Annotated in this window: 22 protein-coding genes and 1 pseudogene; 15 read left to right on the top strand and 8 right to left on the bottom strand. The window is 54.4% G+C overall.

The genetic code is table 11. The features are described from left to right. Both COO59_RS09330 and COO59_RS09325 read left to right on the top strand, forming a co-directional pair. Complete coding sequence (locus tag COO59_RS09330; protein WP_103059519.1) at window positions 1-930, top strand: LysR family transcriptional regulator; 930 nt, start codon at window positions 1-3, stop codon at window positions 928-930. Window positions 931-1,189: 259 nt separating this feature from the next. Continuing rightward, window positions 1,190-1,411: pseudogene (locus COO59_RS09325) on the top strand (transposase); the annotation flags it as partial. A gap of 8 nt (window positions 1,412-1,419) precedes the next feature. Here the strand turns inward: COO59_RS09325 and COO59_RS09320 are convergent. Continuing rightward, window positions 1,420-2,406, bottom strand: coding sequence for an aldo/keto reductase (locus COO59_RS09320; protein ID WP_103059518.1), 987 nt, complete (start codon window positions 2,404-2,406; stop codon window positions 1,420-1,422). A gap of 97 nt (window positions 2,407-2,503) precedes the next feature. On the opposite strand from COO59_RS09320, the gene COO59_RS09315 reads away from it, so the two are divergent. The 6 genes from COO59_RS09315 to hisP all read left to right on the top strand — a co-directional run bounded on the left by COO59_RS09315 (window position 2,504) and on the right by hisP (window position 7,341). After that, a complete protein-coding gene (locus tag COO59_RS09315) occupies window positions 2,504-3,409 on the top strand; it encodes a LysR family transcriptional regulator (protein WP_103059517.1) in 906 nt (301 codons plus the stop codon). A 58-nt stretch (window positions 3,410-3,467) separates the two neighbouring features. Continuing rightward, a complete protein-coding gene (locus tag COO59_RS09310) occupies window positions 3,468-4,037 on the top strand; it encodes a UbiX family flavin prenyltransferase (protein ID WP_103059516.1) in 570 nt (189 codons plus the stop codon). A gap of 273 nt (window positions 4,038-4,310) precedes the next feature. Continuing rightward, on the top strand, window positions 4,311-5,087 hold the full coding sequence (locus tag COO59_RS09305; protein ID WP_103059515.1) for a lysine/arginine/ornithine ABC transporter substrate-binding protein: 777 nt from the start codon (window positions 4,311-4,313) through the stop codon (window positions 5,085-5,087). 72 nt (window positions 5,088-5,159) lie between these two features. Continuing rightward, window positions 5,160-5,846 (top strand): histidine ABC transporter permease HisQ, encoded by a 687-nt coding sequence (locus tag COO59_RS09300; RefSeq protein WP_103059514.1) that lies wholly within the window; start codon window positions 5,160-5,162, stop codon window positions 5,844-5,846. Next, on the top strand, window positions 5,843-6,559 hold the full coding sequence (locus COO59_RS09295) for an ABC transporter permease (RefSeq protein WP_103059513.1): 717 nt from the start codon (window positions 5,843-5,845) through the stop codon (window positions 6,557-6,559). The genes COO59_RS09300 and COO59_RS09295 overlap by 4 nt, the downstream gene beginning before the upstream one ends. An 8-nt stretch (window positions 6,560-6,567) precedes the next feature. Beyond that, window positions 6,568-7,341: a histidine ABC transporter ATP-binding protein HisP gene (hisP, locus tag COO59_RS09290; protein ID WP_103059512.1), complete on the top strand. Its 774-nt coding sequence runs from the start codon at window positions 6,568-6,570 to the stop codon at window positions 7,339-7,341. Between the two features lie 38 nt (window positions 7,342-7,379). Here hisP and COO59_RS09285 read toward each other — a convergent pair whose 3' ends face one another. From COO59_RS09285 to COO59_RS20790, 3 genes are all read right to left on the bottom strand, one after another. Beyond that, window positions 7,380-9,332, bottom strand: a complete 1,953-nt coding sequence (locus COO59_RS09285) for a hypothetical protein (protein WP_103059511.1) — start codon at window positions 9,330-9,332, stop codon at window positions 7,380-7,382. 138 nt (window positions 9,333-9,470) lie between these two features. After that, a complete protein-coding gene (locus COO59_RS09280; RefSeq protein ID WP_103059510.1) occupies window positions 9,471-10,364 on the bottom strand; it encodes a TIGR01777 family oxidoreductase in 894 nt (297 codons plus the stop codon). A gap of 29 nt (window positions 10,365-10,393) precedes the next feature. Further along, window positions 10,394-10,582 (bottom strand): hypothetical protein, encoded by a 189-nt coding sequence (locus COO59_RS20790; protein ID WP_133158600.1) that lies wholly within the window; start codon window positions 10,580-10,582, stop codon window positions 10,394-10,396. Here COO59_RS20790 and yfcF point away from each other — a divergent pair. Together yfcF and yfcD are read left to right on the top strand one after the other, a co-directional pair. Continuing rightward, window positions 10,581-11,222 (top strand): glutathione transferase, encoded by a 642-nt coding sequence (gene yfcF / locus COO59_RS09275; RefSeq protein WP_103059509.1) that lies wholly within the window; start codon window positions 10,581-10,583, stop codon window positions 11,220-11,222. The genes COO59_RS20790 and yfcF overlap by 2 nt on opposite strands. A gap of 118 nt (window positions 11,223-11,340) precedes the next feature. After that, window positions 11,341-11,895, top strand: a complete 555-nt coding sequence (gene yfcD, locus COO59_RS09270; protein WP_103059541.1) for an NUDIX hydrolase YfcD — start codon at window positions 11,341-11,343, stop codon at window positions 11,893-11,895. A 4-nt stretch (window positions 11,896-11,899) separates the two neighbouring features. On the opposite strand, the gene COO59_RS09265 is transcribed toward yfcD, so the two are convergent. Continuing rightward, complete coding sequence (locus tag COO59_RS09265) at window positions 11,900-12,919, bottom strand: LacI family DNA-binding transcriptional regulator (RefSeq protein ID WP_103059508.1); 1,020 nt, start codon at window positions 12,917-12,919, stop codon at window positions 11,900-11,902. Window positions 12,920-13,153: 234 nt separating this feature from the next. On the opposite strand from COO59_RS09265, the gene COO59_RS09260 reads away from it, so the two are divergent. From COO59_RS09260 to COO59_RS09240, 5 genes are all read left to right on the top strand, one after another. Then, window positions 13,154-13,597: a PTS sugar transporter subunit IIA gene (locus tag COO59_RS09260; RefSeq protein ID WP_103059540.1), complete on the top strand. Its 444-nt coding sequence runs from the start codon at window positions 13,154-13,156 to the stop codon at window positions 13,595-13,597. 77 nt (window positions 13,598-13,674) lie between these two features. After that, complete coding sequence (locus tag COO59_RS09255; protein ID WP_103059507.1) at window positions 13,675-13,947, top strand: PTS sugar transporter subunit IIB; 273 nt, start codon at window positions 13,675-13,677, stop codon at window positions 13,945-13,947. Window positions 13,948-14,081: 134 nt separating this feature from the next. Beyond that, window positions 14,082-15,473, top strand: a complete 1,392-nt coding sequence (locus COO59_RS09250) for a PTS ascorbate transporter subunit IIC (protein WP_103059506.1) — start codon at window positions 14,082-14,084, stop codon at window positions 15,471-15,473. Continuing rightward, window positions 15,470-16,300, top strand: a complete 831-nt coding sequence (locus tag COO59_RS09245; protein ID WP_103059505.1) for a transketolase — start codon at window positions 15,470-15,472, stop codon at window positions 16,298-16,300. The genes COO59_RS09250 and COO59_RS09245 overlap by 4 nt, the downstream gene beginning before the upstream one ends. Beyond that, window positions 16,293-17,246: a transketolase family protein gene (locus tag COO59_RS09240; RefSeq protein WP_103059504.1), complete on the top strand. Its 954-nt coding sequence runs from the start codon at window positions 16,293-16,295 to the stop codon at window positions 17,244-17,246. The genes COO59_RS09245 and COO59_RS09240 overlap by 8 nt, the downstream gene beginning before the upstream one ends. A 46-nt stretch (window positions 17,247-17,292) precedes the next feature. Here COO59_RS09240 and COO59_RS09235 read toward each other — a convergent pair whose 3' ends face one another. The 3 genes from COO59_RS09235 to ackA form a co-directional block, all read right to left on the bottom strand. Then, entirely contained in the window at window positions 17,293-18,324 is a 1,032-nt protein-coding gene (locus COO59_RS09235; protein WP_103059503.1) for a TIGR04086 family membrane protein, read from the bottom strand. A 285-nt stretch (window positions 18,325-18,609) separates the two neighbouring features. Beyond that, window positions 18,610-20,754 carry a phosphate acetyltransferase gene (gene pta, locus COO59_RS09230; RefSeq protein ID WP_103059502.1) on the bottom strand — a complete coding sequence of 715 codons (2,145 nt, stop codon included), beginning with the start codon at window positions 20,752-20,754 and terminating at the stop codon, window positions 18,610-18,612. Between the two features lie 66 nt (window positions 20,755-20,820). Continuing rightward, window positions 20,821-22,023, bottom strand: a complete 1,203-nt coding sequence (gene ackA, locus COO59_RS09225) for an acetate kinase (protein WP_103059501.1) — start codon at window positions 22,021-22,023, stop codon at window positions 20,821-20,823. Window positions 22,024-22,233 lie beyond the last annotated feature (210 nt).

The following is a 22,233-nucleotide window of genomic DNA, read 5'->3' as shown; positions in this document are numbered from 1 at the left end:
ATGTTGCAAATCGACCATTTCGATTTAAGAACCTTTGACCTGAATCTCCTGATTGCCTTCGATGCGATAATGCGCGAGCGGAGCGTAACTCGGGCTGCACAACTTTTGAAAATTCGTCAGCCGGCCATGAGCCACAGCCTGTCGCTGTTGAGAACATTATTTCAGGATGAACTATTTGTGCGTGTCGGGACGGTCATGCAACCGACCGTACGCGCTTTAGCGCTGGCCGGGCCGGTGGAGCAAGCGCTCGGTATGATGCAGACGGTTATTCATGTTAGTTCGGAGTTCGATCCATCGACTGACCAACGTATCTTCCGCATGGGGTTCTCAAGCGAGGTGGAGCTACTGCTGATGCCGGAGCTCGCCTTACGCTTGCGTCAACTAGCGCCGGGGGTGAAGCTACATGGCCGCCCGGTGCAGCAGCGCGATGTCTACCGTATGCTGGATGATCGGGTGTTAGACCTGGCAATAGGCTGTTTTGACAGCCAGGCGATGCGTTATCGTCAGCAGTTATTGTTCGAGCAGTCGCTGAGTTGCGTTTTCCATCCTGACAAGATGAGATTCAAATTGTCGATTCCCCTTGAAGATTACCTAAGCCTGCCGCATGCGCTGGTAAGCCTCAGCGAAAGTTTACACGGTTGTCTCGAATCGGCACTTGATGCTATAGGCGGAAAACTCAACGTGGTGGCGACTTCGTCGGAATTTCTGGGTGTACTGGGCATGGTTGCGAGTGCGCCGTTGATTGCCACGTTGCCAACCCGGATGGCAAGACGCTACGGTGAGGCATTTGGCCTGCAGGTAGTTCCGGTGCCAATGATACTGACGTTGCCCGACGTTTCTCTGGTGTGGACGGCACAGGAGGATAATCATCCCGCATCGCAATGGTTGAGGGGTGAAATCGGCGGCATCTTGGGCAGGATGCCGTCATGAATGCAGCCAATCATAAATCTATAACATTTGAAAATAATCAACTATTTTTAGATGGTTTTTGCGATAAACAGAATTTATTCATTTGTGTATCCGCACCGCAGATCCGTTTTCTGTCAGAACCGGATCTGCCGGGATGTCACAAAATGACTTAGACAGGATGAGGCTGAGACGCCTGTGAGAAAAGTGGTTGACCTGCTCCCCGTTGTTTAATACACCGCGATGTTAGTCATGTCTTCATTAGCAACGTGAGGACATCTCCATGAAGAAGCCTTTTTCCGACGAACGGATCATCAGTATCCTCCGCGAGGCCGCAGCCGGGGTTTCTGCCCGGGAACTTTGCCGCAAGCATGCTATCTCCGACGCGACCTTCTACACCTGGCGCAAGAAGTTTGGCGGCATGGAAGTACCGGAAGTGAAGCCTCTTAAGTCACTCGAAGAAGAGAACGCCCGCCTCAAGAAGCTTGATGCTAATTTCCTTTTACCTGCGGCTTACGCATCAATGCCTTTCATACCTTCAGCGGTATAGCGTTCACCGGCAACCGGTAGTGACGTCACCGCTTCCCGTAACGCCGTTAGCTCTTTCGTGGTTAAATTTACCGTCAGCGCTGCGGCATTTTCCTGCAAATGTACGGGGTTGCAGGTTCCGGGAATGGGAACGATGTTTTCTCCCTGCGCCAGCAGCCAGGCAAGCGTAATCTGGGCGGCAGAGCAGGCTTTTTCTGTCGCCAGGGCTGCAATCACCTCGGCCAGCGGGCGATTTTTTATTAAATTTTCAGGTTGAAAGCGGGGCAGGTTGGCGCGGAAATCACCGGGCTCAAACGTTGCCGTTTGCTGAAAGCGTCCGGTCAAAAAACCGCGCCCAAGGGGAGAATAGGCGACCAGGCCAATACCTAACTCACGGCAGGTGGGCAGCACCGCGTTTTCTACCTCGCGCGTCCAGAGCGAGTATTCAGTTTGCACCGCCGCCACCGGATGAACCGCGTGCGCACGCTTGAGCGTGGGCGCGCTAACCTCGCACAGGCCGATATGCGCAATTTTTCCTTCACGCACCAGCTGCGCCAGCGCTTCCATCGTCTCTTCCACCGGCGTCGCGCTATCCAGACGGTGAACGTAATATAGATCGATCTGCTCAACTCCCAGCCGTCGCAGCGAAGCTTCACAGCTGCGGCGGGCATAGTCGGCGCTGTTATCGATACGGCGACGATATTCTCCCGGCTGGCGTACAATGCCGAACTTGGTCGCAATTTTTATCCGCTGCCGCCGCCGGGATGCCAGAAAACGTCCGATAATTTCTTCGTTGTGGTAAGGACCATACATATCCGCCGTATCGAAAAAATTAATCCCGTTATCCAGCGCCTGTTCCAGCACGCGCAGCGAGGCGGCGTCATCGCGCGGCCCGTAAAATTCACTCATTCCCATGCAGCCCAGCCCCAGCGCGGAAACCTGCAAATTTGTCGTCAGCTGTCGTTGTTGCATTTTTGCTCCTCCTGTTGGTTGCGAGAAGTATCTGCTTTCCCATAGCGACAAAGTAGCGCTAAAATCGGCGTTCCGTTTTCCATTATTGAAAAACCTTATGCACGCATCTGTTCACTGGGATGATGCCCGGATATTTCTTGCCGTTGCCCGCTGCGGCACCTTAAGCCGGGCCGCCGATGAGCTGCGCATGGGGATTGCCACGCTGTCGCGGCGTCTGGATCGGCTGGAGGCCGCGCTTGGCGTGCCGCTTTTTAGCCGCCATCAAACCGGTTATCGCCTGACCGATGATGGCGAAGCCCTGCTGGAACGGGCTGAGGCGCTGGAGTACGCCGGTCTCGCTTTTGGCGAGGCGGCGCAAATGCAGGGTAATGTAGCAGGGCTGGTACGGCTGGCAACGGCGGAAAATCTGGCTAATCCGCTGATTGTTCCTGCGCTGAGGGGGCTTTTTTTACAGCATCCGGAGCTGCGCGTAGAGGTGATTAGCGGCTTGCAAACGGTGAATCTGCACCGGCGCGACGCCGATCTGGCGGTACGGATGGTGCGTCCTGAAACCGGTAACCTGACGATAAAGCGGCTGGGCACGCTGGGCTTTGGCCTGTATGGTTCAGCCGATTATCTGGCGGTCCGTCGGCCCGGTGAGGATAATGCCGCTTACGAGCACGACGCTTTTATCGGCTGGGCGGAAACGCACCATCATCTGCCTGCGGCAAAATGGGTTTTACGCACCTTGCGCGGCCGTCCCTGTCGGCTGGAAACCAATACGCTATCGGCGCAGCTTTCCGCCGCCGTTGCCGGTATGGGATTAGCGGTGCTGCCGCATTTCCTTGCGCAGCAGGCGGGGCTGCATTGCCTGCTGGCTGAGCTGGGCGTCGAACAGCCTATCTGGTTGGTAATGCATGCCGATCTGGCGCATTCGCGGCGGGTCAGGGTGGTGGCCGATCATCTTATTCAGCTCTTTGCCGATCGGGCGGAGATATTGAAGGGCGTCGCGCTGGCGGTTTGATTGTAAACTGGCGGGCGGGCGTCCAAACTTAACCTCCACCAAGAAGGAAGGTATTACCATGAAAAGAGTGATCGTTGGCATTTCCGGCGCCAGCGGCGTTATTTACGGCGTTCGGATGCTGCAGCTGTTAAAGCCGCTGCCGGAAATTGAAACGCACCTGGTGATGAGTAACGCTGCACGCCAGACGCTGGCGCTGGAGACCGATTTTTCCCTGCGCGAAGTACAGGGCTTTGCCGATGTGGTGCATGACGCGCGTAATATCGCCGCCAGTATCTCTTCCGGCTCGTTTAAAACCGCAGGGATGGTGATTTTGCCCTGCTCAATAAAAACCTTATCCGGTATTGTCCATAGCTATAGCGACGGGCTGCTGACGCGTGCCGCCGACGTGGTGCTGAAAGAGCGCCGTCGCCTGGTGCTTTGCGTGCGGGAAACGCCGCTGCATCTGGGACATTTACGGCTGATGACCGCCGCCGCCGAGCTGGGCGCGGTAGTGATGCCGCCGGTGCCGGCCTTTTATCATCGGCCGCAGAGCCTGATGGACGTCGTCGATCAAACGCTGAATCGGGTGCTCGATCAGTTTGATATTACCCTGCCGGAAGAGCTCTTCACGCGCTGGCAGGGTGCATAACCTCACATAAAATGTTCCATTTTGGTGCATTAATTCGGCCTGGATCACTTTTCGTGCAGGTCATGCACCAAAACGTAACAAAGTCGCTTTTTCCTGTTTTCAAGCCTGCTATATTTCATTCACAAACGAAGCGCTTATGCCCGTTTTTTGCTGCGGTTAAGGCCAGGCGTCGATAATGCCGCAGCGCGCTAAACTGGCATGAAAAGTGCAGTTTCCTGAAAGCAAACCCGTCACATCTCACATAACTATAAGCTCTTCATTTGAGGATAACCCATGAAAAAGCGAGTTCTGGCTCTCTCTTTGCTGCTGGCTTTCGCAGGCACTGTCGGCGCAGCCGTACCGAAAACGCTGCGTATCGGTAACGATCCCACCTATCCGCCGTTTGAATCGAAAAACGCGCAGGGAGAGCTGGTCGGTTTTGATATTGATCTGGCAAATGAGATCTGTAAGCGTATCGAGGCTCGCTGTAGCTATGTGGAGAGCGATTTCGATGCGCTGATCCCGTCGCTAAAGGCGAAGAAAATTGATTTTATTATCTCTTCGCTATCCATTACCGAAAAGCGTCAGCAGGAGATTGCTTTCTCCGACAAACTCTATGCGGCTAACGCGCGGCTGATCGCGCCGAAAGGCGCAAAACTGGAGCCTACGCCGGAGTCGTTAAAAGGAAAAAATATCGGCCTGCTGCAGGGCACGACCCAGGAAACCTATGCGAATCAATACTGGCGTCCGAAGGGCGTAACCATTACGCCTTACGCCAACCAGGATCTGGTTTATCAGGATTTAAATGCGGGCCGTATCGATGCCGCTTTCCAGGATGAGGTGCAGGCAAGCGAAGGCTTCCTGAAACAGCCGGTGGGTAAAGATTACGCCTTTGCCGGTCCGGCGGTGAAAGATGACAAAATTTTCGGCGTCGGCACCGGTATCGGGCTGCGTAAGGAAGATAGCGAGCTGAAAGCGGCCATTGATAAAGCGTTTGCTGAAATACGCAAAGATGGCACCTACGACAAGATCGCGAAAAAGTATTTTGATTTTAACGTATACGGTGATTAATCGCCGACCGTTATGGCCGCTCGCTTACCGTGAGCGGCGTTGTGTTTCTTCTGTTACGCCAGGATTCTGTTGATGTTGTATGGCTATTCTGAGGTTATCTTGCGCGGCGCGCTGGTGACGCTGGAGCTGGCGCTCAGTTCGGTGCTGCTCGCGGTGATTCTGGGCCTGCTGGGTGCCGGCGCGCGCCTGTCGCGCCATCGTCCGCTGGCGCTGCTGTCTGAGGCTTACACCACGCTGATACGCGGCGTGCCGGATCTGGTTTTGATGCTGTTGATCTTCTACGGGCTACAGATCGCGCTCAACCAAATTACCACCGCGCTGGGGATCGCGCAGTTTGATATTGATCCGATGACGGCCGGGGTGATTACCCTGGGTTTTATCTACGGCGCCTATTTTACCGAAACCTTTCGCGGCGCTTTTATGGCGGTGCCGAAAGGGCAGATCGAAGCGGCAACCGCCTTTGGCTTTACCGGCTCGCAGGTGTTTCGCCGCATTCTGTTCCCTGCCATGATGCGCTTTGCGCTGCCCGGCATCGGCAATAACTGGCAGGTGGTGCTGAAGGCCACGGCGCTGGTGTCGCTGCTGGGGCTGGAGGATGTGGTAAAAGCCACCCAGCTGGCCGGGAAAAGTACCTGGCAGCCGTTCTGGTTCGCCCTTGTCGCCGGTATCATTTACCTGCTGTTCACTACCTTATCAAACGGCGTGCTGTGGTGGCTGGAGCGCCGCTATTCCGTTGGCGTGAAGAAGGCCGAGCTATGATCGATATTTTACAGGAGTACTGGAAATCACTGCTCTGGACCGACGGCTACCGCTTTACCGGCGTGGCGATTACGCTGTGGCTGCTGATCCTTTCCGTGGCTATCGGCGGCTGCCTGGCGGTGCTGCTGGCTATCGCTCGCGTCTCGCCGAACAAAGCGGTTCGCGCGCCGGTGTGGCTGTTTACCTGGATCTTTCGCGGCACGCCGCTTTATGTACAGCTGCTGATTATCTATTCCGGCATGTATACGCTGGAAGTGGTCAAAGGATCGGAGCTGCTCAGCGCCTTTTTCCGCAGCGGCCTGAACTGTACGCTATTGGCGTTTACGCTGAATACCTGCGCCTATACCACCGAGATTTTTGCCGGTGCGATTCGCTCCGTATCGCACGGAGAAATTGAGGCGGCGCGCGCCTATGGTTTTTCTACCTTTAAGCTCTATCGCTGCATTATTCTGCCTGCGGCGCTGCGTATTGCGCTGCCTGCCTACAGTAATGAAGTGATTTTAATGCTGCACTCAACGGCGCTGGCCTTTACCGCCACCGTGCCCGATCTGCTGAAAATCGCGCGGGATATTAATGCCGCCACCTATCAGCCGTTTACCGCCTTTGGCATTGCGGCGGTGATCTATTTAATGATTTCTTACGTGTTGATTAGCCTGTTCCGCAAGGCGGAAAAACGCTGGCTGGCGCACCTTAAACCTTCATCGTCCCACTGAGTACGACTATGGCTGAAAATAAACTCAACGTTACCGAATTGCATAAACGCTATGGTGAACATGAGGTGTTAAAAGGCGTATCGCTACAGGCAAACGCCGGCGACGTGATTACCATTATCGGATCGTCCGGTTCCGGGAAAAGCACCTTCCTGCGCTGTATTAACTTCCTGGAAAAACCGAGCGAAGGATCGATTGCGGTGAATAACCAGCACATTGATCTGGTGCGCGACGGCGACGGGCAGCTGAAAGTCGCCGATAAGGAGCAGCTGCGCCTGCTGCGTACGCGTCTCACTATGGTGTTTCAGCACTTTAATCTCTGGAGCCATATGACGGTACTGGAGAACGTGATGGAAGCGCCGATTCAGGTGCTGGGATTGAGCAAGCCGGAGGCGCGTGAACGTGCGCTGCGCTATCTGAATAAGGTTGGCATTGACGAGCGCGCCCAGGCGAAGTATCCGGTCAATCTCTCCGGCGGACAGCAGCAGCGCGTTTCCATTGCCCGCGCCCTGGCGATGGAGCCCGATGTGCTGCTGTTTGATGAGCCAACCTCAGCGCTCGATCCCGAACTGGTAGGGGAAGTGCTGCGCATTATGCAAAAGCTGGCGGAAGAGGGAAAAACTATGGTGGTGGTCACGCACGAAATGGAGTTTGCCCGTCATGTTTCCAGCCACGTTATTTTTCTGCATCAGGGCAAAATCGAAGAGGAAGGGCCGCCAGAGACGCTGTTTAGTCAACCGAAAAGCGCGCGGCTGCAGCAGTTCCTTTCCGGCGCGCTGAAATAAGCATCGCCGCCAGCTGCTGCTGGCGGCCTGACTTCGACTCAGTAGGTAACGCTGAAGTGGAAATCATCAAAGTGGACGTCGTTCATGGCGCCTGCGATGGGATAAGCGTCGATTCTGACTTCAACCTGCGAGGTTTCTTCCGGCAGAGAAAGATCGACGCTATAGCTGCTCCACTTCTGCGGATATCCCGTGGTGGTTACCCTGCTTTGATTCAGGATCGCGCCCGCTTTATTCTTTGCCGTCAGCGTAGCGGTGCCATAATCGCCGTCGCCCCAGCCGTTGCTCATAAATGTGAGCCTGGCGCTAGTGTTTGGCGTTATTGTCAGTGGATTGACAGCGATAGTTTGCGTTATGCGGTCGGTTTCAGCATAGTTAGCTTCTTTGGAGCTATTGCGGGCGGTAAAGTAATATTTTCCTGTAGCGGGTAAAATACCATCCTGCGAGGCGATCACGCGGAACTGGCCCTGCTCTTGAATCCAGCCGCTCAGGTCTCCGCTCTCGGCGCCGCTGTTTTCAAGTTCCTGCGTAAATGCCCAAACGCGCAGCAGGATACCCTCTAAATTGACACCTTTGCTGCGCACGCTTGCATAAAACTGAGAATCGGTCTTGGGCTGCGCAATGGTATATGACGGATAATATTGTGTGTCAGAACCATAATGCTCTGTGGTTATATCGTCCACTTCCGCAACATCAAGCGTATATTTTCCATCTTCCAGAAAATCTTCGCCATGCAGGGCGGCGATAACGACTTTGCCCACATTTTCCGGTATTTTCACCTGCAGGCCGGCACGGTAGTTATTCGCGGCATTCAGATCGATCCGCTGTTCGGCTAACAGGGTAACCTTCTCATTATTCAGCGGAACGACGGCGGGGCGGTAGGAGGACATGCGGGCTTTGGCTTCATGCCATACGCGTGCCATATCGGCATTAGCAACATTGCCCAGCGGCAGCCCAAATTTATCTTTGAGATTGGGATTAGAATAATAGCCGCTAGTGTTACCACACATAATGGTTTGGCTTTTGCCATTATCCCAGCCATAAGCATACCCGGAAGTGGTTGCATCTGAACAATGATGGCCGCCTGCATTATGGCCAATTTCATGGCGCAGAGCGGTAGGTGATGCGATATTATTAATGCTTATAGAACCGTTGACGTAGCTCCACGCCGTGGCGTTATTAATAGCTTTATCGCCGACAAAAAAACCAGCGACCAGGTCGGGGCTATATTGTTCAATACCTCTGGCGAAGGCCGTAGTCATCAGTGACAGGTTTGAGTTGTGAATAGGGTAATCCTGGTCGATGATCTGTATCCCGACCAGCCTGATTTTAATTCCATCAATCTGGCTGTTCCTCAGCGCCTGATTAATGCTTTCCACCTGGGCAAAAGCGTACGCCTCCGGATCGATGACGATCTGCGCGGAGGCGATGGAAAAGCCAGCCAGTATATCGATAACGTAGTTTCCTTCGGCATCAATATCGGCCGCCGCCCGGCTGCTGCGATCCTGCAGGTTAAGCGAGCGCATGGCAATGGCGGTTTTGCTCTCAGCGAGCATAACCGTCTCGTCCTGAATAGTGTTTGTATCCTGATCAAAGGTTAATAACGTCTGTTCTCCTGTGGCGGACTGATAAATGATTTGCTGGCGATGGGTAAACAGCATCAGGAACCCGCCCCGATCGCTTTTCACTACAATCACATCTTCATCTTCAGCCTGATTCTGCGGCGCCTTTATTTTACCGCTAAAGGCGGAGAAATCCTGATAGCGGCGGGTAGGATGTAACGTAATTTGCTGATTGTCGTCAGGCATTATTAGCTGCGCCGTTGGTGCAGCTGGCTGTAGCGAACGCGCATTAAGTTCGTGCGCGGTGGGAAATTCCAGCTTAACAAAACTGCCGGTCTGCTTTTGATAACCTGCCTCAGCCGCTGCAGGTGTCGAAGTAAACAGCATTGCGGCCAGCCAATATGCGGAATAAGTAAATTTCCTTTTTTTCATTGATTTTCTCCATATACGATTCATCCGGAGAGTAATCGCTGGAGAATTTATCGGGCAACTTAAAGCCTGTTAAATAAGAAGCTAAGACTAAAAAATAATATATAAGAAGTTAAAGGGCGCATTAGCTCCGTTTACCCGCTATCTGCACACGTCCGCCAGCGCCTCTTCCAGTTCATACCAGCGGAAGCGGAAGCCGGACGCCTGCAGCCGCTCCGGCAGCACATGCTGCCCGCCCAGCGCCAGCACCGCTGATTCGCCCATCAGCAGTTTGATCGCGCTGGCCGGCGTGCGTAACAGCGCCGGGCGATGTATTACCTTGCCCAGGGTTACGGCGAACTGCTCATTGCGCACCGCATAAGGCGCAACCATATTAAAAGGGCCATGCAGCGGGTGATCCAACAGCCAGAGAATGCCGTTCAGCATATCATCCAGATGGATCCACGGCAGATACTGGCGTCCGCTGCCGATGGGGCCGCCAATGCCCAGCATAAAGGGCTTTTTCATCTGGGCCAGCGCGCCGCCTTCTTTTGCCAGCACGACGCCGGTGCGCAGCAGGCAAACGCGGGTACGATCGCTGGCGGCGGTCATCGCCAGCGCTTCCCAGCGGGCGCAAAGCTGATGGGTAAACTCATCGTGACCGCTATCTTCTTCGGTTAACGTCAGCTCGCCGGTATTGCCGTAATAACCGGTTGCCGAGCCGGAAATCAGTACCGCCGGCGGCTCGCTGCTGGCGTTGATTAACGAGGCCAGCCGCTCGGTGATCTGCCAGCGGCTTTCGCAGAGCAGCTGTTTATGCTGCGGCGTCCAGCGCTTACTGGCGATCGGCTCGCCGGCAAGGTTAATCACCGCATCGATGCCGTTCAGATCGCGCTGTTGATTCAGCCCTGACCAGATGCTGACCCGCGGGCCCAGCAGCTCGCGCGCCGCCTCGACATTACGCGTTACCACGCTTACCCGATCGCCTCGCGACAGCAGATGCGCCACCAGATGACGACCAATCAGGCCGGTGCCGCCGGTAATTAATATTTGCATGCAAAGCCCTGTGCCTGTGTTATTGCTGTTTATTCAGCATAGAAGAGAACATTAGCAAAAGTGCTATTATCGGGCGGCGTAATAGCCATTGCCAACCCAGACAATCTCCGGTAAACAAACGGAAGCGGCGGCGAACCTGTGCCGTTATGCCGTTGGTTGCCGTCTTCGGCCATCACCGACGGCGCATTGATCGTTAACTCGCAGGAGAGAAACAGCATGCAATATCCCACGATTAAGCTGTGGTCAGACGCTAATTGCTACAGTCCCTGGGTGATGTCCGTCTATGTCGCCCTGCGGGAAAAAGGGCTGCCGTTTACGCTACAGCGGATTGATCTGGCGCATCAGCAGCATCTGACGGAAGAGTACGCCGCCATTTCGCTGACCCGACGCGTACCCACGCTGGCGCTGGATAATATTCAGCTCAGCGAATCCTCGGCGATTACTGAATATCTGGAAGAGTGCTTTCCGGCGCCCGATTATGAGCGGCTCTATCCGCACGATCGGGAAAAGCGCGCCAGGGCTCGCGAGCTGCAGGCCTGGCTGCGCAGCGATTTTATGTCGATCCGTCAGGAGCGTCCGACAGAAGTAATCTTTGCCGGTAAAAAATATTCGCCGCTAAGCGAGGAAGCGCGCCGTAGCGCCGCTAAACTTATCGAGGGCGCGCAAAGCCTGCTGAGCGCCGGGCAACAGAACCTGTTTGGCGAATGGTCTGTTGCCGATACCGATTTGGCTATTATGCTCAATCGGCTGGCCCTGCATGGCGATGAATTGCCGGAAAATCTGGCGCAATATGCCTGGTTTCAATGGCAACGCGCGTCCGTTCAGCTATGGCTGGGAGAGTCGGTTAAAAAAGGCTAATCGCACGGCTTGCGTCCGGCAGGCGAAGCCTTTAAGTTATGGCGGTTTGCGTCAACGTAACGCAAATCCTGTGGAAAATATCATCGCGCAATGGGCGCCAGAACGAAAAGGGTTACTGATGGTGGAGCAAGGTCAGGAAGCCGGCACTGAATGGGTAGATATCGTTAACGAAGATAACGAAGTTATCGCTCAGTCCAGCCGTGCCCAGATGCGGGCACAACATTTGCGTCATCGCGCTACCTATATAGTGGTGCACGACGGCATGGGTAATATTCTGGTGCAGCGCCGAACTGAAAGTAAGGATTTTCTGCCAGGCATGCTGGATGCTTGCGCAGGCGGCGTTGTGCAAAGCGGAGAAGGGTATCTGGAGTCTGCGCGTCGTGAAGCGGAAGAGGAGCTGGGCATTGCCGCCGTGCCTTTCGCCGAGCATGGTCACTTCTATTTTGCAGATGAACACTGCCGCGTTTGGGGCGCGCTGTTCAGCTGCGTGTCGCACGGTCCGTTTGCCATGCAGCCGGAAGAAGTAGATGAGGTTTTCTGGCTGACCCCGGAAGAGATCACCGCCCGCTGCGATGAATTTACCCCGGATTCGCTGAAGGCGCTGTCGCTGTGGCTCAGCCGCAACGCCAATAATGAACCGTCCAGGCAGGAAAAACAGGTCAGGGCGGAATAACGCCTCAGCAGCTGTCACGCAAACATAAACTGGAGGCGATCGGCTGCCGATCGCTCCACTCCTCGTCATTCAAACGCTCCAGCAGCACGCGTCCGGCCTCAATACCGATCTTACGGTGCGGCACCGCCATCGTGGTTAACGGCGGCTGGCATACGCGGCTGACATCGCTGTCGCCAAAACCCACCACCGCCAGCTCATCCGGCACTTTGATCCGTCTGCGCTGGCATTCATATAGCGCGCCGCAGGCTAACTCGTCGGAAACGCAGACCAGCGCGTCCAGCTCTGGCCATGCCAGTAAAAATTCCGGCAGCTGAGACGCGCCGGTGGAAAAATTGGGCGGCAGTGCTGCGTTGATCACCCGATGGGGCGACAGATGATGGCGCAGCATCGCCTTGTACCAGCCCTGCAAATGCTGCTGAAAAATCCACTGCTCCTGATTAGCGCACAGCATGCCGATATTCTGATAACCACGCCGGATAAGCATTTCGGTGAGCTCGTACATCGCGGCAACGTTATCAATGCCAATATTCATATCGATAGGATCGGCGCGCACCGCGCCTATTTCCATCACCGGAATCGAGGCGTTCTGCAACCAGTGACGCACGGTGTCGCTGTGCTCGACGCTAAGCAAAATCGCGGCGGCGATACTGGAGGCCAGCAGCGTTTCCAGCAGCTTTTCTTCCTGTTCGAGACGATGCCGGGATTCCGCCAGCATGATCTGGTATCCGGCGGGTTGCAGCACCTGCTGCAGTCCGGCGAACATTTCGGAACAGCCCGCCTCGGCAAGGTCAGGCACCACCATGACGATGGTTCTGGATGAGGCCGACGCCAGTGCGCTGGCGGCAAGGTTGGGCATATATCCCAGCGTCTGCACCGCCGCGTCAATTTTTTCACGTAGTTTATCGGAAACTTGTTCAGGCGTACGTAACGCACGGGATACGGTCATCGTGCCCACACCGGCAAGCTGAGCCACATCGGCGAGAGTGACTTTACCGGTACTACGCCGTTTTCGGGTTAGAGACATACAAATTCCTGCTGACCAGATGTTGATTGTCTTCCTTCGCTTCAGGTATCAGGAGTATACGCCCTGGGCCTCCTTTTTTGCCGTGAATTCCTGTGAAGATTGTACTTTGATAGCGCTATCACAATTCTGGATGTTGGTTTTTGGTAGCGCTATCTTTGTGATTAACATCACGGATAACTCTTGTTCTCTTGCATAAAGTTTGCTCATCTTTGGCTAAACGACGGGATGGAAAAAGTGCTCAATAAATGGCTGCATGAGGCTACCATCAGGCTGCAGGAGAGTGTGGAAGCGTGGCCGCAGGCGCTGGAGCTTTGCGCCAGGCCGCTGCTGGATGCCGGAATCATCGCACCCGATTACGTCACGGCGATTATTGGGCAGCATCAGAAACTGGGGCCTTATTACGTGCTGGCGCCAGGGCTGGCGATGCCGCATGCCAGACCGGAAGAGGGAGCGAAAGGATTAGGGTTGTCACTGCTAAAGCTGCAACGCGGCGTATCGTTTGGTGCCGGAGAGTTTGACCCGGTAGACGTGATAGTGATGCTTGCGGCTCCTGATAACCATAGCCATATTGAAATGCTGTCCGCGCTGGCGGAATTATTTTCCAGCGATGAGGATATGGAAAAATTACATCAGGCGAAGAGCCCGGAGGATATTAAAAAGATTATTGAACGCTTCTGATTTAATTACGCAACCCGGTTACTGAATACATTACGCGCAGGCGTGATGGGGCGTACTCTACTTAACAGGTGATAATAATGAAAATTATGGCTATTTGCGGTTCCGGTCTCGGCAGCAGTTTTATGGTCGAAATGAATATTAAAAAAGTGCTTAAAAAGATGGAGATAGAGGCTGACGTTGAGCACGCCGATCTCTCTTCCGCAACGCCTGGCGCGGCGGATCTTTTTGTGATGGCTAAAGATATCGCCGCCAGCGCCAGCGTGCCGGAAAGTCAGCTGGTGGTGATTAACAACATCATCGACATCAATGAACTGGAAGCGCAGCTGCGCGCCTGGTTCGACAAACAATAACGACGAAACATGAAATCATTCAGGGTGCACGGCAACTGGGCGAACCCCGCAGCTTATGCAGGCAGCGACAGGGGAAGCCAGGGCGGCCAATAACAAAGCAGCCTGAAGGATAAAATGTATATAGCGAGGTGGATATGTTTATCCTGGAAACGCTGAATTTTATTGTTGATATTCTTAAGGTGCCCTCGGTGCTGGTGGGCTTAATTGCCTTAATTGGCCTGGTGGCACAGAAAAAAGCTTTTTCTGATGTCGTTAAGGGAACGATTAAAACCATTCTCGGCTTTATTGTTTTAGGCGGCGGCGCGACGGTGCTGGTCGGATCGTTAAATCCGCTGGGCGGCATGTTTGAACACGCTTTTAATATCCAGGGGATTATTCCCAATAACGAAGCGATTGTCTCTATCGCGCTGGATAAATATGGCGCGTCCACCGCGCTGATAATGGCCTTCGGTATGGTGGCGAATATTATTGTCGCCCGTTTTACGCGCCTGAAATATATCTTCCTGACCGGGCATCATACTTTCTATATGGCCTGTATGATCAGCGTGATCCTGACCGTCGCCGGGTTCGGAGACGTTGGCCTGGTATTTACTGGCTCGCTAATTTTAGGCCTGGTCATGGCGTTCTTCCCGGCGCTGGCGCAGCGTTATATGAAACGTATCACAGGGACTGATGATATTGCCTTTGGCCACTTCGGTACTCTCGGCTATGTGCTTTCCGGCTGGATCGGCAGCAAATGCGGCAAAGGTTCCCGCTCTACCGAAGAGATGAACCTGCCGAAAAACCTGAGCTTCTTGCGCGATAGCTCAATTTCTATCTCCCTGACCATGATGATTATTTATCTGATTATGGCGGTGAGCGCCGGTAGGGAATATGTCGAAAGCCAGTTTAGCAGCGGTCAGCACTATCTGGTGTACGCCATCATCATGGCGATTACCTTCGCGGCGGGCGTTTTCATCATCCTGCAGGGCGTACGCCTGATCCTGGCGGAAATCGTTCCGGCCTTTACCGGCTTCTCGGAAAAACTGGTGCCGAATGCGCGCCCTGCGCTGGACTGCCCGGTTGTCTATCCCTATGCGCCAAATGCGGTGCTGATTGGCTTTCTGTTCAGCTTCCTGGGCGGTCTGGTCGGGCTGTTCCTGCTGGGGCAGATCAAGCTGGTGCTGATCTTACCGGGCGTGGTGCCGCACTTCTTTACCGGCGCGACGGCAGGCGTATTCGGTAACGCCACCGGCGGACGACGCGGAGCAATGATTGGCTCATTTGCTAACGGACTGCTGATTACCTTCCTGCCGGTTCTGCTGCTGCCGGTACTGGGCGCGATTGGCTTTGCCAATACTACCTTTTCAGACGCCGACTTTGGCGTGATTGGGATTGTGCTGGGTAACCTGGCGCGCTACCTGCCGCCGCTTGCCATTACGGGGCTGGTTGTGGGGGTATTCGCGCTGCTGGTGGCATACAACATATTTGCGAAAAACAGATCTGCGGGCGCTAACGCGCAGGCAAATACCGGAGCCAAATCATGAATGTGAACGAGGTTACCCAACTGGCGCGCGATATTCGCATCGCCACGCTTAAATCGCTGACGCAGCTTGGCTTCGGCCACTACGGAGGCAGTATGTCGGTCGTGGAAACGCTGGCGGTACTGTACGGCGCGGTGATGAAAATTGACCCGACAAATCCGGACTGGCCGGAGCGAGATTACTTTGTTCTGTCTAAAGGCCACGCGGGCCCGGCGCTGTACAGCACCTTAGCCATCAAAGGCTACTTCCCCGTTGAAGAGTTGAGCACGCTGAACCAGAACGGCACCCGGCTTCCAAGCCATCCGGACCGGCTAAAAACCCGCGGCGTGGACGCCACCACCGGCTCGCTGGGGCAGGGGATTTCCATTGCCGGCGGGATGGCGCTGTCGCATAAGTTGGCGGGACGGCCAAACCGGGTATTCTGTATTGTCGGCGATGGCGAGCTTAATGAGGGGCAGTGCTGGGAGGCATTTCAGTTTATCGCCCATCACCGCCTGAATAACCTGACGGTATTTATCGACTGGAACAAACAGCAGCTTGACGGCGAGCTGGACGAGATCATCTGTGCGTTTGACCTTGAAGGGAAATTCCGCGCTTTTGGCTTTGATGCTGTAACCGTAAAAGGCGATGACGTGGCCGGACTGCTGGAACGGGTTCAGCCGGTTCCGGCGACGGACGCGCGTCCACGGGTGGTGATCCTCGACAGTATTAAAGGGCAGGGCGTGCCGTACCTGGAACAGTTAGGTAACTCTCACCACCTGCGGCTAACCGACGACACGAAACAGGTGCTTAACGAAACCATTCGCCAACTGGAGGCTGCACATGATTAAGGTTGCACCCGCAGGACAAAAAGACGCGACAGAGATGCGTAAGGTCTATGCCAGCTTCGTGGCGAAGCAGATTGAGGCGGGAAGCCCGATTATCGCTCTGGAAGCGGATCTGATGAGCTCAATGGCGATGGATGGCGTGGCGCGGGAACATCCGCAGCATGTCATCAACTGCGGCATTATGGAAGCCAATGTAATAGGTACCGCCGCAGGGCTGTCGCTTACGGGACGTAAACCGTTTGTGCATACCTTTACCGCCTTTGCCAGCCGTCGCTGCTTTGACCAACTGTTTATGTCGCTGGATTACGCGCGTAATAACGTGAAGGTGATAGCGTCCGATGCAGGCGTAACCGCCTGTCATAACGGCGGCACGCATATGTCGTTTGAGGATATGGGCATTGTGCGCGGGCTGGCGCATTCGGTGGTGCTGGAAGTGACCGATGCGGTGATGTTCGACGATGTGCTGCGCCAGCTGATCGATCTCGACGGCTTTTACTGGGTTCGCACGATCCGCAAGCAGGCGCCGAGCGTGTATGCGCCAGGCTCAACCTTCACCATCGGCAAAGGCAATGTGCTGCGTGACGGGAAGGATATTACCCTGATCGCCAACGGCATTATGGTGACGGAAGCGCTGGAGGCGGCGCGCCAGCTGGAGCAGGAAGGCGTCAGCGCGGCGGTTATCGATATGTTTACCCTGAAACCCATTGACCGCAGGCTGGTAAAAGACTACGCCGAGAAAACGGGACGTATCGTTACCTGCGAAAACCACAGTATCCATAACGGACTGGGCTCGGCGGTAGCGGAGGTGCTGGTGGAAACCTGCCCGGTACCGATGCGGCGCGTCGGCGTGAAAGAGCGCTACGGCCAGGTCGGCACGCAGGCGTTTTTGCAGCAAGAGTACGGCCTGACGGCGCATGATATTATTCTGGCGGCGCGGGAATTACTGTAATAAATAAGGCGGGAACCTTTCCCGCCTTATTAATGATTAAAGTTATTTAATCGAGTTTAGTTGGTCGCTGATGGCTCAGTACCTGACGCGGCTGAGTACGACGCCCCACCATCCCCATTACGCCTGCCAGAATGGCTTCGATAATCAGCATAACGAAGGCGAACCAGCTGGCTTTAGCGGTAGCCGCTGCGGCTTTATCCGCGGCTTCACGCGCTTTTTGTTCCGCCTGCTGTTTTAACTCAGTATATTTTTGACGCGCCTGCTGATAGCTTTTTTCTGTCTGATCGACAATTTGTTCAGCTTCAGCATCGGTTTTTCCGGTACGCGCTTTAATGATATTTTTCAGCGCGTCACGGTCGGCAGCCTGCAAAGTATCCTGGTTACGGTTAATTAAACCTTTCACCCAGTTGGTAATATCCGTATCGGCATTTTGCGGATTATTTGCCGTAGTCTGCGCCTGATTCTGCGCACTGTTTACCGCATTCTGCGCGTCGTTTTGCAGATTTTCCGGCTGCAGCTCAGGTTTGCCCGTCTGACGCAGCGTGGTTTCTAATTCATTCTGCAAATCATCAAGGTTAATGCCGTTTTCCTGCAGCTTATCACGCGCCATTTGCGTTACCTGTGGGGCGACGGCACTAATGCTGCTACCGATCGCACTCAGGCCTGCGCCCATAACGTTCATGGCGCCGCTCATGGCATAATTCACCAGCATCACCGCCAGCCAGAGGCTAAACAGGGTATTGACGCCAAACATTAACAGGCCATGCAGCACCCCTTCACGCTGCGCCAGACGTCCACTAACCCAGGCGCCCACGGCGATAGCAATCAGCATACTGATGCCGGTCCAGATAGCGGCGCCGGTGCCGATGCCGTCCAGCGGGTTTTGCTCTTTCATTGGATCGATACTGGAAGTACCGATAGCCGTTCCCAACAGCGCCAATATTAAATGAATTAATACCGCAGCGATAACGCCAGCAAAGATAGCGCTCCATGAAATGCGCTTCAGCGGTACACCACTCACCGGTTCCACCCAGGCAGTATCATGCCGGTTGCGGAGATGCTCAGGATGTTCACTCATAATATTTACTCCCTATGTTTATCTTTTAACCCGTTGCCACAGTATTAATTTTTCAACATGCGTGAAAAATAGCGACACCTCTGTTTCAGGTAATTTAAGGCTAGTTAGGGAATAGCGATTTGACCAAAATAATTTCATAAATTGCATGGGAAAATAAGCGCAACGGTAGCCGCTTCGTTTATTTATTATTAATCCGTTGCCGCTTCGCTTATTTATTACGTTGGTGATGAAAAATAAAAAGGCGGCCCGTGGGCCGCCTTTAATCAGCAAAATAAATTAGTTCTGCTACTCTTCCGCCTGTGCGGCCTGAATTGCGGTCAGGGCGATGGTATAAACAATATCATCAACCAGTGCGCCACGTGACAGGTCGTTAACCGGCTTACGCATGCCTTGCAGCATCGGTCCGATTGAAATCAGATCTGCCGAGCGCTGTACCGCTTTATAAGTGGTGTTACCGGTATTCAGATCCGGGAAGATAAATACCGTGGCGCGACCGGCAACCTGAGAGTTCGGCGCTTTGGATTTTGCCACATCTTCCATAATCGCCGCGTCATACTGCAGCGGGCCGTCGATCACCAGATCCGGACGTTTTTCCTGCGCAATGCGCGTTGCTTCGCGTACTTTTTCTACGTCGCTGCCCGCGCCAGAATTGCCGGTAGAGTAGGAGATCATCGCTACGCGCGGCTCAATGCCGAAAGCCGCAGCGGAATCCGCCGACTGAATAGCAATTTCCGCCAGCTGTTCGGAAGTGGGATCCGGGTTGATGGCGCAGTCGCCATAAACCAGCACCTGTTCCGGCAGCAGCATAAAGAACACGGAGGAAACCAGCGAGCTGTTGGGCGCGGTTTTGATCAGCTGCAACGGCGGACGAATGGTGTTGGCGGTGGTATGCACCGCGCCGGAAACCAGGCCATCCACTTCGTCACGTTCCAGCATCATGGTGCCCAGCACCACGTTATCTTCCAGCTGTTCCTGCGCCACAACCTCGGTCATCCCTTTGTTTTTGCGCAGTTCAACCAGGCGAGCGACATAATCAGCGCGTGCCACTTCCGGATCGACAATCTCAATACCTTTACCCAGCTCGACGCCCTGCGCCGCAGCAACACGTTGAATTTCGTCCGGGTTGCCTAACAGAACGCAGTGCGCAATGCCGCGCTCGGCGCAAATTGCCGCAGCCTTAACGGTACGCGGTTCATCGCCTTCCGGCAGCACAATGCGTTTGCCCGCTTTGCGCGCCAGCTCGGTGAGCTGATAACGGAAGGCCGGCGGCGAAAGGCGACGGCTGCGCTCGGAGGTTGCGGTAAGAGATTCAATCCAGTCGCTGTTGATATGGCTGGCGACGTATTCCTGAACTTTTTCGATGCGCTGCGTATCGTCGCTGGGCACTTCCAGATTGAAGCTCTGCAGGCTAAGCGAGGTTTGCCAGGTATTGGTTTCAACCATAAACACCGGCAGGCCGGTCTGAAACGCACGCTCGCAGAGTTTGTAAATACGGTCATCAATTTCATAACCGCCGGTCAGCAGAATCGCACCGATTTCAATGCCGTTCATAGCCGCCAGGCAGGCCGCGACCAGCACATCAGGACGGTCGGCGGAGGTAACCAGCAGCGAGCCTGGACGGAAATGCTCCAGCATATGCGGCAGGCTACGCGCGCAGAACGTTACTGATTTCACCCGGCGCGTCTGGATTTCACCTTCATTAATAATGCGCGCGTTCAGGTGACGGCACATATCAATCGCACGGGTCGCGATCAGATCGAAGCTCCAGGGAATGCAGCCCAGCACCGGCAGCGGACTGTTGGCAAACAGCTGGCTCGGATCGATATTCGCAACGCTGGCTTTCGTGGAGTCATCAAAAATCTCTGACAGATCCGGGCGGGTGCGGCCCTGTTCATCTACCGGCGCGTTAAGCTTGTTGATGATTACGCCGGTGATGCTTTTGTTTTTACTGCCGCCAAAGCTGCTTTGCGTAACTTCGATGCGCTCTTTCAACTGCGCCGGTGAATCGTTGCCCAGCGCGGTAACAAAGATGATTTCCGCGTTTAAGGTTTTAGCGATTTCGTAGTTAAGCGCGCTGGCGAACTGATGTTTACGCGTGGGCACCAGACCTTCCACCAGCACCACTTCGGCATCCTGCGCGTTGGCATGGTAGCGGGCGATAATCTCTTCCATCAGCACATCCTGCTGGTTTGAACCCAGCAGGGATTCCACGCGTGACATCTGCAGTGGCTCAGCGGCGGGAATGGAGGAGTTTTTACGAATAATGGTGGTGGTCTGGTCAGGCGTATTGCCCCCGGCGCGTGGTTGCGCGATGGGTTTGAACACGCTGAGGCGAACCCCTTTGCGTTCCATCGCACGAATGACGCCGAGGCTGACGCTGGTCAGCCCGACGCTGGTGCCGGTAGGGATAAGCATAATGGTACGTGACACAGTAAACCTCTCAGGTATTTCAGGCTGTCAAAACAACTCCGCCAGCCTGAGCTGACGGAGAAAGTCTTATGCGGTAAGGCGCGCGGCGTCGCGGGCGATAACCAACTCTTCATTGGTCGGGATAACCAGCGCCGGACGGGTGCCTTCTTTATTAATGAAGCCTTCCTGCCCGAAGCGTGCCGCCAGGTTGCGTTCGTGATCCACCTCGAAGCCCAGCAGCGCCAGTTTCGCCAGCGACAGCTCGCGTACCATCGCCGCATTTTCACCGATACCGCCGGTAAACACCACGGCATCCAGGCGGCCATCCATCATCGCGCTGTAGGAGCCGATATATTTGGCCAGGCGATGACAAAAAACGTTCATCGCGCGTTTCGCATCTTCTTTGGTGGCGTAATTATCTTCCACGTAGCGGCAGTCGCTGGTCACGCCGGTCAGGCCCAGCAGGCCCGACTCTTTCGTCAGCAGCTTGTTGATGGCATCAATATTCATTCCCAGCGTATCGTGCAGGAAGAAAATAATCGCCGGGTCAATATCGCCGCTGCGGGTGCCCATCACCAGACCTTCCAGCGGAGTCAGGCCCATAGAGGTATCCACGCACTTACCGTTGCGGATAGCCGATACGGAGGCGCCATTGCCGAGGTGGCAGGTAATGACGTTCAGCTCTTCCACCGGCTTATTCAGCATGCGGGCGGCTTCAATCGACACATAATAGTGGCTGGTGCCGTGGAAACCGTAGCGGCGGATGCCGTGTTCTTTATAGAGATTGTAGGGCAGGGCGTAGAGGTAAGATTCTTCGGGCATCGTCTGATGGAAAGCTGTGTCAAAAACCGCTACGTTTTTATCGGAAAGATGCGGAAAGTTTTTCAGCGCTTCTTCGATACCGATCAGATGTGCCGGATTATGCAGCGGAGCAAAAGGCGAAGCCTCTTTAATCTCCTGTACAATCTGGTCGTTAACGACGACAGACTGGGTCAGCCTTTCACCGCCGTGAACGATACGATGACCGATTGCAGCAATTTGTGCCGACAGCTCTGGTTTTTGTGCCAGAATGTTTTTAACAATGAAGTTCAGGGCTTCGCTGTGGGCTGCGCCCGCACCCAGCTCAGCTTCCTGCCTGGAGCCGTCCAGCTTCCATTTAATGCGCGCTTCAGGCAAATGGAAACATTCGGCCAGACCTGACAGGTACTCTTTACCGTCAGCCGGATTGATAATGGCAAACTTAAGAGAAGAGCTACCGCAGTTCAGAACCAGTACTAACTTACTCGACATGGAAGTACCTATTTGTTATCAAAAGTGGCTAAAAAAAACGCAATCAGACTATCATCCTAGTGCATGAAAGCTGGTACATTAATGATTATCATCATACTGCCAGCAAAAAGTTATCCGGCAGCAAAAAAAGACGGTGATTTTACATAAAATTTTGAAAGTTGTGTCGCTTCCAACGGCTCCGCCTCAAAATAATAAGGATTATTCGCTTTA

The organism is Mixta theicola (assembly GCF_002895925.1).
GTDB lineage: Bacteria > Pseudomonadota > Gammaproteobacteria > Enterobacterales > Enterobacteriaceae > Mixta > Mixta theicola.
This window is presented reverse-complemented; position numbering and strand designations above follow the sequence as displayed.